Annotated in this window: 13 protein-coding genes; 5 read left to right on the top strand and 8 right to left on the bottom strand. The window is 71.9% G+C overall.

Annotation, left to right across the window (positions count from 1 at the left end; translation table 11 throughout):
- Positions 1 to 62 precede the first annotated feature (62 nt).
- Entirely contained in the window at positions 63 to 1,919 is a 1,857-nt protein-coding gene (locus AB0I79_RS04570; RefSeq protein ID WP_357866785.1) for an LCP family protein, read from the top strand.
- A gap of 104 nt (positions 1,920 to 2,023) precedes the next feature.
- Here the strand turns inward: AB0I79_RS04570 and AB0I79_RS04565 are convergent, their stop codons facing one another.
- The 3 genes from AB0I79_RS04565 to AB0I79_RS04555 form a co-directional block, all read right to left on the bottom strand.
- On the bottom strand, positions 2,024 to 3,220 hold the full coding sequence (locus AB0I79_RS04565; RefSeq protein WP_357866782.1) for a cytochrome P450: 1,197 nt from the start codon (positions 3,218 to 3,220) through the stop codon (positions 2,024 to 2,026).
- Positions 3,221 to 3,274: 54 nt separating this feature from the next.
- Positions 3,275 to 4,615 (bottom strand): hypothetical protein, encoded by a 1,341-nt coding sequence (locus tag AB0I79_RS04560; RefSeq protein ID WP_357866779.1) that lies wholly within the window; start codon positions 4,613 to 4,615, stop codon positions 3,275 to 3,277.
- A gap of 239 nt (positions 4,616 to 4,854) precedes the next feature.
- Positions 4,855 to 6,894, bottom strand: coding sequence for a spermidine synthase (locus AB0I79_RS04555; RefSeq protein ID WP_357866777.1), 2,040 nt, complete (start codon positions 6,892 to 6,894; stop codon positions 4,855 to 4,857).
- A 187-nt stretch (positions 6,895 to 7,081) separates the two neighbouring features.
- Here AB0I79_RS04555 and AB0I79_RS04550 point away from each other — a divergent pair, with 187 nt between their 5' ends.
- Entirely contained in the window at positions 7,082 to 8,440 is a 1,359-nt protein-coding gene (locus AB0I79_RS04550; protein WP_357866774.1) for a S8 family serine peptidase, read from the top strand.
- Positions 8,441 to 8,470: 30 nt separating this feature from the next.
- On the opposite strand, the gene AB0I79_RS04545 is transcribed toward AB0I79_RS04550, so the two are convergent.
- Positions 8,471 to 8,782 carry a DUF4190 domain-containing protein gene (locus AB0I79_RS04545; protein WP_357866771.1) on the bottom strand — a complete coding sequence of 104 codons (312 nt, stop codon included), beginning with the start codon at positions 8,780 to 8,782 and terminating at the stop codon, positions 8,471 to 8,473.
- 115 nt (positions 8,783 to 8,897) lie between these two features.
- On the opposite strand from AB0I79_RS04545, the gene AB0I79_RS04540 reads away from it, so the two are divergent.
- Positions 8,898 to 9,764 carry an ion transporter gene (locus AB0I79_RS04540; protein WP_357866768.1) on the top strand — a complete coding sequence of 289 codons (867 nt, stop codon included), beginning with the start codon at positions 8,898 to 8,900 and terminating at the stop codon, positions 9,762 to 9,764.
- Positions 9,765 to 9,858: 94 nt separating this feature from the next.
- Here AB0I79_RS04540 and rpsD read toward each other — a convergent pair whose 3' ends face one another.
- Positions 9,859 to 10,473: a 30S ribosomal protein S4 gene (gene rpsD / locus AB0I79_RS04535; RefSeq protein WP_357867078.1), complete on the bottom strand. Its 615-nt coding sequence runs from the start codon at positions 10,471 to 10,473 to the stop codon at positions 9,859 to 9,861.
- 78 nt (positions 10,474 to 10,551) lie between these two features.
- On the opposite strand from rpsD, the gene AB0I79_RS04530 reads away from it, so the two are divergent.
- Positions 10,552 to 11,253, top strand: coding sequence for a DUF2470 domain-containing protein (locus AB0I79_RS04530; protein ID WP_357866765.1), 702 nt, complete (start codon positions 10,552 to 10,554; stop codon positions 11,251 to 11,253).
- 105 nt (positions 11,254 to 11,358) lie between these two features.
- On the top strand, positions 11,359 to 11,895 hold the full coding sequence (locus AB0I79_RS04525; protein WP_357866762.1) for a hypothetical protein: 537 nt from the start codon (positions 11,359 to 11,361) through the stop codon (positions 11,893 to 11,895).
- A 36-nt stretch (positions 11,896 to 11,931) separates the two neighbouring features.
- Here AB0I79_RS04525 and AB0I79_RS04520 read toward each other — a convergent pair whose 3' ends face one another.
- The 3 genes from AB0I79_RS04520 to AB0I79_RS04510 form a co-directional block, all read right to left on the bottom strand.
- Complete coding sequence (locus tag AB0I79_RS04520) at positions 11,932 to 13,389, bottom strand: multicopper oxidase domain-containing protein (RefSeq protein ID WP_357866759.1); 1,458 nt, start codon at positions 13,387 to 13,389, stop codon at positions 11,932 to 11,934.
- Positions 13,390 to 13,467: 78 nt separating this feature from the next.
- On the bottom strand, positions 13,468 to 15,510 hold the full coding sequence (locus AB0I79_RS04515; RefSeq protein WP_357866756.1) for a histidine kinase: 2,043 nt from the start codon (positions 15,508 to 15,510) through the stop codon (positions 13,468 to 13,470).
- On the bottom strand, positions 15,501 to 16,106 hold the full coding sequence (locus tag AB0I79_RS04510; RefSeq protein ID WP_357866753.1) for a response regulator transcription factor: 606 nt from the start codon (positions 16,104 to 16,106) through the stop codon (positions 15,501 to 15,503). Before AB0I79_RS04510 ends, AB0I79_RS04515 begins: the two co-directional genes overlap by 10 nt.
- Positions 16,107 to 16,199 lie beyond the last annotated feature (93 nt).

Below are 16,199 nucleotides of genomic sequence, written 5' to 3'. Positions count from 1 at the left end.
ATCTTGTGCCGATCGGGGGGCAAAACGAGGGTTTTGCCTGGTAGGCGTGTAAGGAGCCAGGTGTGAGCAATCGCGATGGGGTAGACACCACGCCGGAAGGCAGGAAACGGCGCCCCACGCGACGATCGCGCCCGAATTCGGGCACGAACGGCAAGCCCGCCTCGGACGCGAACGGCGCTGCGGCGACCGGGGCGACCGGCAAGCCGGCTCCTAACGCGGCGGGCGCCCCCGCCCCGAAGGCGCCCTCCGGATCCGCCCCCGGAAAGCTCGTCGCCGGGTCCGCCCGCCGCCCGTCCGGCCCCGGCACGGCCGACAAGCCCGGCAAGCCCTCCACGCCCTCCACGTCCGGTAAGTCCGGCAAGTCCCCCACCGCCTCCCGCCCCGGCAAGCCGGGCAAGCCGGGCAAGCCGTCCGCCACCTCCCGCACGGGCACATCCCGTTCCGGCTCGGGCGCGCCGCGCTTCGCCAGACCGCTGACCCCCGCCTCCGTGCTCGGCTGGACGGCCCTGTCCGCCATCGTGCCCGGCGCCGCTCACCTGCGGGCCGGGCACCGCCGTACCGGGCTGGCGCTGATCAGCGTGTACGCGGTGCTGCTGCTCATCGTGCTGGCCATGGGCCTGAGCGTGGCGGGGGACCTGGCGAACGCGTCCTGGCTGGCCAACAGCAGCAACATGATGCTGGTGGTCGTCATCGCCTCGGTGCTCGCGCTGGCGTGGTTCGCGGTACTGACGACCTCGTACGTGGCGCTCGGCCCGAACAGGCTCAACCAGCAGGGCCAGATCATCACCGGCATCGTGGTGGGCGTGCTGTGCGTGGCGGTCATGTCGCCGTTCGCCCTCACCGCCAACTACGTCGTGACCGCCCGCGACGCGATCAAGTCGATCTTCCCCTCCGCCCCCGACCCCGACAATCCACAGGCGACCACCAACCCCGAAGACCCGTGGAACGGCAAGGACCGCGTCAACTTCCTGCTGATCGGCGGCGACGCGGCCGGCAACAGGACCGGCGTGCGCACCGACAGCATGAACGTGGCCAGCGTGGACCTCAAGACCGGCGCCACCGTGCTGTTCAGCCTGCCGCGCAACATGCAGCACGTGCGCTTCCCCGCCTCCTCACCGCTGCACAAGCAGTTCCCGAACGGGTTCATGGCCGAGCTGCCCAACGGCGGCCTGCTCAACGAGGTCTGGCAGTACGCCAACGACAACCCGCAGCTCATGGGCGGCAAGAACAGGGGCCCGCGAGCCCTGATGGACGCCATCGGCCACACGCTCGGCTTGAAGATCGACTACTACATGCTGATGAACATGTACGGCTTCGCCGACCTCGTGGACGCCATCGGCGGTCTCAAGATCAAGGTGGAGCAGGACGTCAAGTGGGGCGGCCTCTACGGCACCGCCGGCACCATCAAGGCGGGTTACCGGAAGCTGACCGGCGAGCAGGCCCTGTGGTACGGCCGCTCCCGCGTCGGCAGCGACGACTTCTCCCGCATGTCCCGCCAGCGCTGCGTCATCGGCGCCTTCGCCCAGCAGGCGACCCCTACCGTGATTCTCAGCAGGTTCGAGAAGATCGCCGGCGCGGCCAAGCGGCTGGCGCAGACCAACATCCCCGAGAGCCTGCTGCAGCCGCTGGTGGAGCTGGCGGTCAAGGTCAAGGACGCCAAGATCACCAGCCTGCAGTTCGTGCCGCCGGAGTTCTACTCGGGCCGCCCCGACTGGGCGAAGATCCGCGTGGCGACGAGGAAGGCGATCAACGACTCGCTCCGGCCCGCCCGCCGCGCCCAGACGGCCAACGTGAGCGCCTCCCCCAGCGTCACCGGCTCCACCCCCGCCAAGCCCCGCACGGCCACGCCCACGCAGACGCCCACCCGCAACACCCAGAAGGCGGGGGCCCAGTCCCTGGACGAGCTCTGCGGCCTCTGATTCCGCCCATCCGCCCCTCCGCCGTCCGCCCGTCCGGCTGAACCGCCGTCCGGCCGGACGGGCGGGCGGCCGGACAGCCGGGCGGCCGGCCGAACGTCGGGCGGCTAGCCGAACGTCACGGGCAGCTCGCGCGGCCCCCGCACCGTGAGGCTGGCGCGCCACCGCAACCGCTCGACCGGCACGGCCAGTGCGAGCCCCGGCAACCGGACGACCTCCGCCAGGGCCGCGCGCCCGACGAGGCGCGCCAGCAGCGCCCCCAGGCAGTAGTGCGGCCCGTGACCGAAGCTCAGGTGGGCGTTGTCCTGCCGGGTGAGGTCGGGCAGGTCGGGGTCGGAGAAGCGGAGGGGATCGCGGTTGGCCGCGGCCAGCGCCACCAGGAGAGGCTGCCCGGCCGGCAGCACGACCCCGCCGATCTCCACCGGCTCCAGGGTGAACCGCCACGTGGCCAGCTCCACCGGGCTGTCGTGGCGCAGCAGCTCCTCCACGGCCGACTCGATCAGCTCGGGCCGGTCGCGCAGCAGCTCCAGCGCGCCGGGGTGCCGCAGCAGCGTGTACGTGCCCAGCCCCACGAGCCCCACCGTCGTCTCGTACCCGGCCACGAGCAGCAGGAAGATCATCGAAAGCAGCTCGTCCCCGCCCAGCCGGTCCCCGTCCTCGGCCGCCGCGATCATGGCGCTGATCACGTCGTCCCCCGGCGCCCGCCGCTTGGCCTCGACCAGCCCGCCCACGTACGCGCCCAGCGCCCGCAGCGCGGCGGGCCTGGCGTCCGGCTCCCCCGGCTCCGACGACACCACGGCCGCCGTCCAGCGCTGGAAGTCCGTACGGTCGGCCGCGGGCACCCCGAGCACGTCGCAGATCACCCCGGACTGCAGCGGCGAGGCGAAGTCGCCCACCAGGTCGGCCCCGGACGACAGCCCGGCGGCGAGCGCGTGGGCGGCGGACTCGATCCCCGGCCGCAGCCGCGCCAGCCTGCGCGGCGTGAAGAACCCCGACACCACGCGGCGCAGCCGGGTGTGCTCGGGCGGGTCGGTGGTGAGCAGGTGCGTGCCCAGCCCCGACCGGTCCTCCAGCGGCCGCCCGCGCCCCGCCTCCTGCCAGTCGGCGGGCGCGTGGCGCGGGTCCTTGCTCAGCCGCGGGTCGGCGAGCGCGGCGCGGGCGTCGTCGTAGCGGGTCACGAGCCAGCCGTACAGGCCGCTGCGCATGGTCACCAGGCGGGGGGCGCCGCAGGCCCGCAGGTCGGCGTAGGCCGGGTACGGGTCGGCCACCAGCCCGTCGTAACCGGGCAACATCTCGTTCAGCATGCGTGAAGGCTCCAGGGAGGACGGGCGGCGGGCGGCGGGCCCGCCGCGCCGCTCCTACTTGCCGAGTTGTCCCAGGATCCAGTCGGCGAGCACGCCTGTCACCTCGCCGTGCTCGGAGTTGTGCGAGTCGCACTGGTAGTCGTCGAGCTGGCTCTGCTCGGGCGACAGGGACGTGATGTCGGTGTAGAGGTCGACCGGCCACTCCAGCGGGTCGTACTGGAGGGCGACGGCGCTCACCGTGGGCACGAAGCAGGTGGATCTGTACCGGTTCGCGATCGGCGCGCCCAGCTTGTCGGCGAGCACGCCGTACAGGGGCAGCGTGCCGCCCGGCACGCCGTCGAACGCGCCGACGTCGCTGGTGTAGCTCTTGCTGGCCCACATCGGCACCGCGCGCATGCCGCCGACGTGCCGGTTGACGCCGCGCTCCGGCTGGGTGCGCACGGTGGCGCCGACGAGGCCGCCCAGCGCGCTCCACTCGAACACGAGGTGGTCGGGTGGCACGTTCCTGCCGGTGCCGTCGGCGGCCCCGTTGGCCACGCCGAGCTTGCGCGGCCGGACCGGGAACCAGCCGACGCGGCGCAGGTCCGCCAGGAACTCGGTACGCAGCGGGCTGGAGGTCGCCACAGGCCCCGAGTAGCGGCCGCTCTCGACCCACGCCCACAGGAGCTGCTGGGCGGCGGGGCTGGCGATCAGGGCCGCCTGGCCGGGTTCCGTCGGGGAGAGGCTCTGGGCGAAGTACGCGAACTGCTGGAGTATCAGCGGGATCCAGGCGCCGTTGTGCGGCGAGTCGTAGGACAGGTAGGTCGCGGTCTGGTGGTCCTCGCCGCGGTTCTCCATCTCGGCCAGCGCGTAGCGGGTGACGAGCCCGCCCATGCCGAGGCCGCCGACGATCAGCGGCGCGTTGCCGGCCCGCTCGCTGATGGCGCGGCGGATGCAGGTGGCGGCCACGCCGGCGTTGGCCTGGATGTGCGTGTGCCGGGCGCCGAAGCCGAGCAGGACGACGTCGATACCCTGGGCGAGGAGCTGGTCCAGGAGGCGTTGCTGGTGGGGCGGGTAGGGCGTGTTGAGATGGTGCCACAGGCCCCGCACGTCGCTGGGCCCGTAGCCGAAGCCGTCGGCCAGGATCATCGGCCGGACGAGGCGCTCGTGACCGGCCGCGTAGTGGACGGCGGCGCTGCCGGTGGCGGTGCGGCCCTGGTAGGGCCAGGCGGAGGTGAGGGTCCACTCCATCTGCGGCACCCGCACCTGCTCTGCGGGCGGCGGCGCCGAGGCCGCGAACAGGACTCCCTTCGGGAGCACCGCGGCGATCTGCTCGGCACGACCGGCGGGCACCGGGTCGGACTCCTGCCGCAGGGCGAGCTCGACGTCTATCCTTGCTGCCCCTTGTGTCGCCATGATTACACCTTTGCTCGTGGGTTTACCGGACGTCACCCCCGATCTCTTGCCTCCGTTTCGAGAAGATGAATTTTCGCTTTTCACGGATGAACGATCATCGCGATCAAGGCATGGCTGGTATCTCTAGCTCACCTCGCGGTCTCCGACAAATCAACCCGTGCCGGAAACCGTTCACCTGACCATCGGTCAAGGTAATAACGAGACTATTTCGGAAATGCCCATCGGCATTTCCGGAGTGGTCACACCAGCGCGGAGTTCCTCCTGGGCAGCAGGGCCAGGGCACCGACGTACAGCAGGGCCGCCACGATGAGCAGGCCCTGGTAGCCGATCACCAGGGCGACGTACTCCAGGCAGCCGCCCACCATGGCGCCCAGCAGGTTCGCGCCGAAGGAAGTGGTCGCGTCGGCCGTCTCGGCGAAACGTTTGGCGAACACCACGTTCGCGGCGAAGATCGGCAGGAATGCCACCGTCACGGCGGCCACCGCGCGCAGCGGGACCGGGAGCGACAGCAACCATTCGTTCGGCACGAGCCAGGCCAGCAGCAGGCCCGCGAAAAGCACGCCGTACATGACCGGCAGCGGCGGGGTGCGGAAACGGCGGGTCACCTCGACGGCGGCGAGCACCGCGACGAGCACGCCGGCGAAGACGATCGCGTTGACCACCCACGTGGTGCCGAACAGCAGCGCGAACCCGGTCACGCTCTTGGTCTCCAGCAGCATGAAGCCCACGCCCAGCAGGAACAGGTCCGCGTACGGGCGCATCCGCCGGTACGGGCCCGCCACGACGCGCACGGCCAGCAGGCTCACGATGAGGATCAGGCCGAGCGTGATGACGTAGATCGGCGGGATCGTGCCCTCCTTCAGGTAGAGGAAGGGCCGGTCGTCGCCGGCGGGCTCGGGGGTGCCGGGGGCGGCGCCGGGCCATTCGGCGGCGCAGCGCTGGTCGGCGGCGGCCAGGCCGGCGGTGATGACGGCCTGCTGCCCGGCGGTGCTGACCACGTCCACGCAGGGCTTGTGGCCGAAGGCGCGCTGCATGGTGAGGGCCAGGCGGTCGACCAGCCAGCTCTCGCGGTAGTAGTTGTACATCGAGAACGTGCCGCCCGGCTTGAGGTGGGCGCGGGCCGCCCGCATGGCCTCCTCGGTGAACAGGTAGCTCTCCAGGCGCAGCGAGCTGGCGCCGGAGACGAGGGTGAGCGAGTCGGGCAGGGCGAACAGGATCAGGTCGTACTTCTGGCCGGTGCGCTCCAGGAAGGCGCGGCCGTCGGTGACGTGGGTGGTGACGCGCGGGTCGGCGTAGGGCCTGTCGGGGTGGACCGAGCCGCCGAGCTCGCGCAGCTTGGGGTCGATCTCGACGGCGTCGACGCGGGTGGCGCCCTTGGACAGCGCGATCGCCACGTCGGTGCCGCTGCCGGCGCCGACGATGAGCACGTCCTGGGGCTGCTTGCTCGCGCGCTCGTACGGCAGGCCGTACTGGGCCTCCCACTGCAGGCGGGCGTAGGCGGGCACGGCCTGCTGGTGCGGGATGCCGTTGACCGCGATGTCGGTGACGGGCACGCCGACCTGCACGAGCTGCTTGGTGGTGACCTTGTAGTACGGCGACCAGATCGCCCCGGCCGTGAGCGTCTCGGCCAGCAGCAGCCCCACCACGACCAGGGACGGCACGGTCACGAGCCCGACGTAGAGCACGCGCGGCCTGGGCACGAGCAGCGCGCCGTAGCAGATGGCCGCGATGAGCCCCCAGAACACCGGCGGCGCGCTGAGGAACGACAGCGCCGTGAACGCGGCGATGCCGGTCAGGCTGCCGATCAGGTCGTACCGGTAGGCCTCCAGGCGCGGCAGCTCGGGGAAGCAGCGCCCGACCAGCTCGGCGGGCCCCATGAGCACGACCGCGGCGGCACAGAAGATCACCGGCAGGATCGCCCACGCGGGCGGCCCGCTGGTGGACAGGCTCGTCCAGTACAGGACGCCCTCGGTGTCGCGGTCGACGGTGACGGGGAAGGTCAGCACGACGATGGTCAGGACGGCCAGGACGATGGGCGAGTAGTACGGCTGCCGTCGCGAGCGCCCCACGCGCAGGAAACCGAGCCCGATGCCGAGGAAGGAGCCGAGCAGCACGAAATTGGTGAAATAGCTGAGATGGACGATGTTGGACCCGGTCCACCGGATCAGCGCCAGCTCGAGGAAGAGCATGAAGGCACTGGCGAGGACCAGCCTCGGCCGCACCGCCAACCAGTGGGCTTTTTCGCCGTCGTCGACCGGCTTTTGCGCCTGGAGCGTCATAACGCCTCACCGTAGTGAACAGACCGAAAACAAGGAAGTCTGACGACCCAGAACAAATGTCGTCCGCTTCGCCCCACTTAGGGAGTTTCCGCAGGTCAAAACACCTCAGATCCGCTGGACGCGGCCCGTGCGAATGAAGGAATGTTGGGAGGTTCGTTTCCCTCCACAAACGTCTCGGTGGTGACACATGCGGATCCTGATCCAGCTCCGTCCCTCCCCTGATCTGGTCGCGGCGGTCGTCGACCCCGGCCAGACCGCCACCACGGCCGACGTCGCCGACGGCCTGCCGGGCGTCGAGCTCGACCCCGCGTTCACGCCCGTGGCCGTGCCGCGCCCGGTGCCCGCGGCGGGCGGCGATCCGCTCTCGCTCAGCCAGCCGCTGGACTACTCACTCGCCGCGGAGGACGCCTCGGTGCTGGTGCGGGGCACGATCTCGGACGACGAGCTGACCGCCAGGCTCGCGCTGCTGCCCGCGCTCAGGCCGGACGTGGTGGGCGTCTTCGCCGATCCCGTCATCGAGTCCACCCCGGTGTGCGGGGGCGACCCGCCGTCCGGCGACTGGCACGACGTCGAGCGGCTGCTGAACGTTCCGGGGCTGCACGCCGAAGGGCTCGACGGCGACGGCGTGACGGTGGCCGTGCTGGACACCGGGATCAACGCGGCGCACGCGGCCAGGCAGCTCGGCAGGGGTGTCACGGTGGACGCCGAGCGGTGCTGGAGCCCTTCGGGGGTGGCCGGCAGGCCGGGTGAGTTCGAGATCGACCACGGCACGATGTGCGCGTTCGACGCCCTCATCGCCGCCCCGCAGGCCACGCTGATCGACCTGCCGGTGCTGCTGTCCACCCGGCCCGGTGGCTCGGCGCTGGACGGGCTGCTGTCGGACGCGGTGGCCGCCTTCGCGCACCTGCGCACCGTGCTCGACGCCCAGCCCGCCGGGTCGCGGACGCTGGTGGTGAACAACTCGTGGGGGTCGTTCTCGCCCGAGTGGGACTTTCCCGTGGGGCATCCGGGCAACTACTCCGACAACGCGGCGCACCCGTTCAACCTGATGGTCGCCGCGCTCGACAAGGCCGGCGCCGACGTGCTGTTCGCGGCCGGCAACTGCGGGCGCGACTGCCCGGACGGCCGCTGCGCCTACTCCGGGAGGCCCATCGTGGGCGCCAACTCCCATCCCAAGGTCCTGACGGTGGGCGGCATCGACGTCAACGGCGAGCGGGTGGGCTACTCCTCGCAGGGGCCGGGACGGCTGACCGCGCGCAAGCCGGACGTCTGCGCGTACACGCACTTCCTGGGCTCCAAGGCGTTCGGCGCCGGCCGGCCCGACTCGGGCACCTCGGCGGCGGCGCCGGTCGCGGCGGGGCTCGTGGCGGCGGTGCGCACCCGCTGGCCCGCGAGCAGGCTGTCGCCGGCCCAGCTCCGCGCCCTGCTGCGCAGGACGGCGGAGGACCGCAGCGAGGTCGGATTCGACTACGACTACGGCTACGGCACCGTGGACCCGGCGGGGATCATCGCCGCGCTCCAGAAGCGGTCCAAGAACGGGGTCTGACACTCTCTCCCGGGGGCCGGGCCTGGCCCCCTAGGAGTTCTCCGTCATGGCGCCGATGATGCCCAGGGTCACGCCGAGGGCCACGAAGCAGAAGGTGATGATCAGCAGCACGGTGCCGATGATGCCGCAGATGCGCCCCGCCTGGACCATGCCGCGGTTCTCGTAGTAGTAGCCGCTCTCGTCGATCTCGCGCAGCGCCTTGTTCCCCATCGACCAGGCGAAGGGGCCGGTGAACATGCAGGCCACCAGGCTCACGATGCCCAGGACGAGGATGACCGTGCCGTTGGGATGGCTCTGCGGCGGCGGCCCGTAGTTGCCGGGACCGTAATCGGGATAGGACATGGTCGCGGCCTCACCTTCGAAAACGACAGGTGCGCTTTATACCACAGTCTCCCCCTTGATCATCATGCGTCATCATGGTAGGGCCCATGATCCACCCCCGAGGAGCCCTGCCCCCGTGCGTGAACGCACCCACGCCCTGCTCGCCCACCGCCTCTTCCAGCGGTTCATCATCGGCGTCATCCTGATCAACGCGGCCACCCTCGGCCTGGAGACCTTCCCCGCCGTCGTCGAGGAGTACGGCACGATCCTTGCCGTGGTCGACCACGTGGCGCTCTACATCTTCACCGCCGAGCTGGTCGCCAAGCTCTACGTCGAGCGGGCTTCCTTCGTCCGCGACCCGTGGAACCTCTTCGACACCCTCATCGTCGCCATCGCCTTCGCCTCCACGAACGGCGGGCTGTCGGTGCTGCGCGCCCTGCGCATCCTGCGCGTGCTGCGGCTGCTGTCGGTGGTGCCCAGCCTGCGCCGCGTGGTGTCGGCGCTGCTGCGCGCGATGCCGGGGATGAGCTCGATCGTGGTGCTGCTGTCGCTGGTGCTGTACGTGGCCGCCGTCATGGCCACGAAGCTGTACGGGCAGACCGCGCCCGACCGCTTCGGCAGCCTGCCGACCTCGCTGTTCACGCTCTACCAGACGATGACGGGCGACGACTGGGGCAACATCGCCAGGGAGGTGATGAGCCGGCACCCGACGGCGTGGATCTTCTTCACCATCTTCATCCTCGTGTGCACGTTCGTCGTGCTCAACCTCTTCCTGGCGGTCGTGGTGAGCGCGATGGACGAGGAGAACGCCGAGGAGCGGGCGGCGCTGGAGGACACCTCCGCGCACATCATGGAGGACACCAGGGCCCACACCCAGCAGATCCTGGACGAGCTGTCCGAGCTGCGCAAGGAGGTCGCCGAGCTGCGCGCCCTGCGCGAGACGGCACCCCAGGCGCCGGCGGGCATGAAGAAGGCCCGGGGGAAGCGGTCACGGTCCGCGTGATCGCTGCCCCCGGGCCCGCCCCGGCCGGGGCCGGCGCCTCGCCGGCCGGTTCCGGCCGGCCGCTCCCAGGCCGGCGGGAGCGGACCCGGCCCGGTCAGCGGGAGTAGAACTCCACGACGAGCTGCTCGTCCACCGGGACCGCGATCTGCTCGCGCTGCGGCCGGTCGACCAGCGTGAACCGCAGCTCCTGCAGCTCGACCGACAGGTACGCGGCCGTGCGCTCGTCGGCGTACACGCCCTCCGCGGCGGCCACGAACGGCTGCATCCGGCGCGAGCGCTCCCGCACCGAGATGACCTGCCCCGGCCTGACCAGGTAGCTCGGGATGTCCACCTTGCGGCCGTCCACGGCGATGTGCCCGTGGCTGATGTACTGCCGGGCCGCGTAGATCGACGGCGCCAGGCCGGCCCGCAGCACGAGCGAGGCCAGGCGGCTCTCGAGGATGGTGACCAGCTCGGCGCCGGAGGCGCCCGACTTGCGCACGGCGAGGTCCCAGTAGCGGCGCAGCTGCCGCTCCGACACGTCGTAGTACCAGCGCAGCTTCTGCTTCTCCATCAGGCGCAGGCCGTAGTCGCCGGTGTTGCGACGGTTCGTCTTGCGGCCGTGCTCGCCCGGCGGGTAGGGGCGCTGTTCGAAGTAGCGGACGGCTTTCCTGGTCAGCGGGACGCCCGCGCGACGCGACAGTCGCACCTTCGGGCCGGTGTAGCGCACGTTCACCTCGATGTGATTAGGTAATCCTTACTTAGGTAAGGCTAACCTACCACTATTGATGCTCTCAAGGAGGCCGCCATGCTGCCGATCCCCGAACGGGTCCGCACCCTCGCCGCGACGGCCAACGTCGCCAAGCTCTCCGTTGACGGCGCCCCCTCCCCCGCGCGCGGCGGGGTGGACGAGCGCGGGCGCCCCGTCCTGCTCGTCCGGCCCGGCGAGAGCCTGCACGGGCTGCGCGGGGACGCGGTCGTGGCGGTGAACCTGACGGCGATGCGGCAACTGGGCACCGTCACCCACCCGCGCGGGCTGATCGAGGTGCAGGGCTGGGCGGAGGCCGTACCGGAGGCCGAGGCGCGCCCGGCGGCCGTGGCGGTGGCTGCGCACACCGCGGACGAGACCCTGTTCGACGCGCTGGAGCGCTTCGGGCAGCCGGACGCGCCCCGGTTGCTGCGGCTGGACGTGGGACAGGTGGTCTACCTGACCGGGCAGGAGTCGGGCGTGCTGGACGCCGACGACTACCTGGGGGCGGCACCCGATCCGCTCACCGAGACGGCGGAGCGGGTGCTCGCCCACGTCAACTCCTCCCACCGGACCCAGCTCGCGGCCGGCGTCACCCAGCAGCTCGGGGAGCCCGCCGCGGAGGTGTGGCTGTGGGAGCTGGACCGGTTCGGGGCCACGGTGCGGGTGGACGAGTCGCTGGTGCGCTTCCCCTGGCCCACGCCCGCCCGTTCCGGCCTGTGCCTGGAGACGGCGCTGCGCGGGCTGCTGTGTACCTGCTGACACGCCGTTGTCAGAAGGAGCCGACAGCGGCGGTTGATCACATTTCGTCCGGCAAATTCCGTCTTCGGCCGGATGCGGGGGCCGCAGTCCCTACGATCTCTGACCGTGAGTGAGGCACGAAGGAGAACCGGCACGGCGGAAACCGCCGACCAGAGCGGGCGGCGCAGGCGGATGCTGACGATCGTCGGCGTGCTGTGCGGCACGTTGCTGCTCGCCTGCACCGCGGTCTTCATCGGCGGCGCGTTCAACGGCACCCGGGACGACGCCGGCGGCCCCGGCGCCGCCGGTTCCCGTTCCGAACCCGGCTCCGATGCCGACGCCGTGCCCGAACCCGGGCCCGGCTCCACCGGCGTGCAGTCACCCGGGCCGATGAGCGCCCGCCCCCTCGTCACCACCGCGCCGGCGGTGCGCAGCTCCGCGCCCGCGCCCGCCCGCACCAGGACCAGGACGGCCGCCCCGTCGCCGGCGAGCAGCGTCACCCGCTCCCGCACCCCGGCCCCGAGCCGGCCCGCGACGCCCACCGCGACGCGCCCGCCGACCACCGCGCCCGCCACCCCGACGGTCTCCACGTCCGGCCGCACGCCTCCCGGCCACACCAGGAATCCCCAGGGGAACGGCAAGACCCGGGGCCCGAAGGGGTGAGCCGGGAACCGCGCGGCCAGGCCGGGGGCCGGCTGGTCAGTGCGACAGGTGCGGGGTGGCGATCGTCCGGGACACCTGGCTCTCGGTGCCGGGCTCGACGATCACGAACTGGCCCATCATGCCGGAGTCCTCGTGCCGGAGGATGTGGCAGTGGTACATGTACGGCGTGGCCGGGTCCGTGAAGCCGCCGAACCGGACCGCGAGCCGGACGGTGCTCTTCGGCGGCACGTAGACGGTGTCCTTGTGGCCGCTCGCGTACGCCGCCGGCTTGTCCCCGTCCACGTCGAGCACCTGGAACGCCACCTCGTGGATGTGGAAGTTGTGGGCGTAGACGGTGTTCTCGATCTCCCAGATCTCGGTGGCGCCGGCCGGGACCACCTCGTCGATCCGGGACATGTCCATCTCCTTGCCGTTGATGGCGTCGTGGCCGTTGAGCCGGAACCGGCGGACCCTGGCGTTCGCGGGCGCCACGATCGGGCCGGGAGCGGCGGCCAAGCGGGCCGGCAGGCGCGGTGAGGGGGCGAGCTGCCGCGCCGCGACCAGTTTCAGCAGGTCGAAGTCGCCCTCGTCGATGTCGTCGCCGCCCGTGACCGTGCGCAGGAACACCTGCTCGCCGGGCGCGAACGCCACGACGACCTCGGCGCGCTCGCCCGGCGAGAGCGAGACCTGCTCCACCTCGACCGGGGCCGGCAGCAGGCCGGCGTCGTTGCCGACGACGTGGAACTTCCGGCCTTCGCCGAACACGAGGTGGTACCTGCGGGCGTTCGACCCGTTGAGGATCCGGAAGCGCACCCGCTCGGCGCGCACGTTCATGAACGGCGCGTGGACGCCGTTGACCAGCATGTGATCGCCCAGGAGGCCGAAGGTGCCGCTCAGCACGTCGCCGGTCGGCGAGCCGTCCTCGGCGAGCTCCTTGTCCTGAAGGATCAGGGGCACGTCGTCGACCCCGTACTTCGAGGGGAGCTCCGGCGTGTCCCCGTCGTCGACGATGAACATGCCGGCCAGGCCGCGGTAGACGTGCCTGGCGGTCCCGCCGTGCGGGTGCGGGTGGTACCAGGACGTGGCGGCGGGCTGGTCGATCGTCCAGTGCGGGCTCCACGTGCCGCCCGGCTCGATCATCTGGTGCGGGCCGCCGTCCATCTTCGCGGGCAGCCGCATGCCGTGCCAGTGCACGGTGCTCGCCTCGGCCAGACGGTTGGTGACCGTCATCCGCACCTGGTCGCCGCGGGCCGCCCGGATCGTGGGGCCGAGGTGCGGGCCGTTGAACCCCCAGGTCTCGACCGGCTTGCCCGGCAGGAGCTCGCTGCGGCCCCGCTGCATCGTCAGGGCGAAGTGCCGCGTCCCGTCCCGGTCCACCTCGGGCTCCAGCAGCGGTGGCACCCGCAGCTCCGTACGGAAGGCGGCCGGATCGGCCGTTGCGGGCCGCTCGCCGGAGCCGCAGGCGGAGGCCAGGCCGGAGAGAGCGGCGATGGCGAGGAACTGTCGACGGTTCATGGTCCCCGGATGATCTTTCGTGTGGGTGTGGCGGACCCACTGTGCGGCACCGGCGGCTGCCCGGCACAGTCGCCGGGCTCACCTCGTGAGCGTGAGATCCTCATGATCGACTGGGGCGCGGGCGACCAGCTCGAAGCGGTCGCCGGTCCGGGTGGTGGTGAGCACGCCGCCGATGGCGGTCACGCGGGCGCGCAGGTTGCGCAGGCCCGAGCCGTGCGCCGGCTCCTGGTCGCGTGCCGCCCCGTCGTTGGTCACGCGGAGCCGTACCTGGCCGTCCTGGACGGCGATCTCGATCGCGCACTCGTCCGGGGTGCCGTGCTTGAGCACGTTGGTGACCGCCTCGCGCAACACCACCGCGAGCACGGACCCGGCAGGCCCGCTCAGCCTTTCGGCGGTCCCGGCCGCACGGGCGTCCGCCTCGACCGCCGGTGCGCCCGTCCCTCCCGGCACCGCCGTCCCGGTCACGGGCGTGGCGTCGATGCGTGCCCTCACACCCGCCGACTCCAGCACGGCCCTGGCGGAGTCGAGCTCCGCGGCCAGCGACAGGGGCAGGCCGGGAGCGCTCAGCCTCACGCTGTCCGAGAGCGCGGCGCGCACCGCCGCGGCCAGGCGGTCGAGCTGCGCGTCCGCCCGGTCCGGACCGGCGCCGAGCAGCCGCAGCGCCAGCTCCGCGTGCAGGACGATCGTGGTGAGGCCGCGGCCGAGCAGGTCGTGGACGTCCCTGCCCACCGCGAGCCGCTCGCGCAGGGCCGCCACCTCGACGAGCTCGGCCCGGGTGCGGCTGAGCTCGCCGACGAGATCCACCAGCCGGGTGAGGCCGTAAACCGCCATGGCGGTGTTCAGGACGCTGAGGAACGGGTAGACGCCGGCGATCGGGCCCAGGGTGAGCGCCTCCTCGACCGCGGCGACGCCGCTCATCGCCACACAGAGCGGCCACGCCACCCGCCACGGCAGGTAGAGCAGGAGAACCCCCGCGAAGAACCCCGAGGCCAGCAACCCGGAGCCCTCACCGTGGGCCAGCGGCGCGTAGATGGCGAGCGCGTGCGCGGTCAGGGTCCAGGCCAGCGTTCCGGGCCGGGGGCTGGACCGCAGCGCGGCCAGGTGCCAGAACTGCAGGGCGAACGTCAGGGGAAAGAGCACGAGGTAGGCGGCGTGCGTGAAAACCGGACCGCGCTCCGCGCCGCCGGCGTAGTAGAACAGCGCCTGCCCGATGAACAGCACGTGGGTGGTGACGAGGATCGGCGTGGCCAGGCGCAGGATGCGGTTGTCGTCGTCGCGGGGCGGGACGGGGATCGCCTCGTCGGCCGGCGGCAGGGACCGTACCCGCTCCAGCGCCTCCCGCGCCAGGGTCACCGCGGTCTCCACCGCCGTTCGCACCGCCGCCGCGTCACCCCGGCTCCCGGCCTCCCGCGCCTGCCGGGTCAGCCGCTCGACGGCGGCGACGTTCCGTACGACCAGGCCGTGTATCCGCCCCCACAGCCGCAGCCGCTCGACCGCCCCCGCCCTGGCGGCCAGCTCGGACCGTTCCCGTCCCACCTGGTGCAGCAGGACGGCGAGGCTGCTGATGCCGTACAGCATCAGACCGACGTTGATCGGGGCGATGATCGCGTAGTAGACCATGTAGGCGAGGCGGTCATGGGCCAGCGCGACGGCGCCCTCGACGGCCGCGATCAGGCCGAGGATCACCCACGCGGGAGGGCCGCTCACCACGAGCAGGGCCGAGGCCGCGACGAACCCCGAGCCGCCCACCTCCCAGCTCCCGGGCTCGGCGAGCAGCGGCAGGTAGTTCACCACCGCCTGGACGGGGAAGAGCGCGGCGGACAGCCGCCGCCGGCCCGGCAGCGAGATCGGCACCTGGAGCGCGGCGACCAGCGCGACGCAGACCACGGTCAGCAGGTCGAACTCCTGCACGACGAAGTAGAAGCTCACCCGCAGCAGACCCGTCACGCCGATGAACACCACGACCAGGCGAACGGGGTTCAGCGCCGCCAGGCGTGTCGAGCCGGATAGGTTGAGCGCACCCGGCCGGACCGAGGCTGCCGGGTTCAGCAGCCTCAGGCGGGCCGAGCCGTCCGGGTTCGGCACCCTCGGCCGGGCCGGGCCGTCCGGGCTCAGAGCCACCCGGCGTCCTGGGCGATCCGTACGGCGTGCAGCCGGTTGCGCGCGTGCAGCGTGGTGACGATCTGGGTGAGGTAGTTGCGGATGGTGCCCGCCGACAGGAACAGCGCCTGCGCGATCTGCTCCACGTCCTCGCCGTCGGCGAACCGCCGGAGCACCTCCAGCTCGCGCGGCTTGAGCGGGCTCTCGACCGCCTCCAGCGCCGCCACGGCGAGCTGCGGATCGACCACCCGTTCGCCCGCCGCGACCCTCCTGATCGCGTCGGCGAGCTGGCCGGGCGGGGCGTCCTTCACCATGAACCCGGCCGCCTGCGCGGCGAACGCCCTGCGGACGTTGCCCGGGCGGCCGTAACTCGTCACGATCAGCACCCGGCAGCCCGGCACCCGCCTGCGCAGCTCGGCCGCGGCGGTGAGCCCGTCGACGCCGGGCAGCTCGACGTCGAGCACCGCCACGTCGGGGTCGTGCTCCAGCGCCTTGGGGACGATCTCGTCACCGGTCGCCGCCTCCGCGACGACCTTGATGTCGGGTTCGAGGCCGAGCAGCGCGACCAGCGCGCCGCGGACCAGGTGCATGTCCTCGGCGAGCAGAACGCGGATCATTGCTTGCTCCTAGCCTCAAGGCCCTACTTTCGCCCCATTTCTACCATCTCGTGAGATCTTCATTGTGGATCATGAAAGATTCACGCGACCTGG

This window comes from Nonomuraea sp. NPDC050202, from assembly GCF_040656115.1.
Classification (GTDB): domain Bacteria; phylum Actinomycetota; class Actinomycetes; order Streptosporangiales; family Streptosporangiaceae; genus Nonomuraea.
Note: the sequence above shows the minus strand (reverse complement) of the source record. Positions and strands in the feature narration are given on the sequence as shown.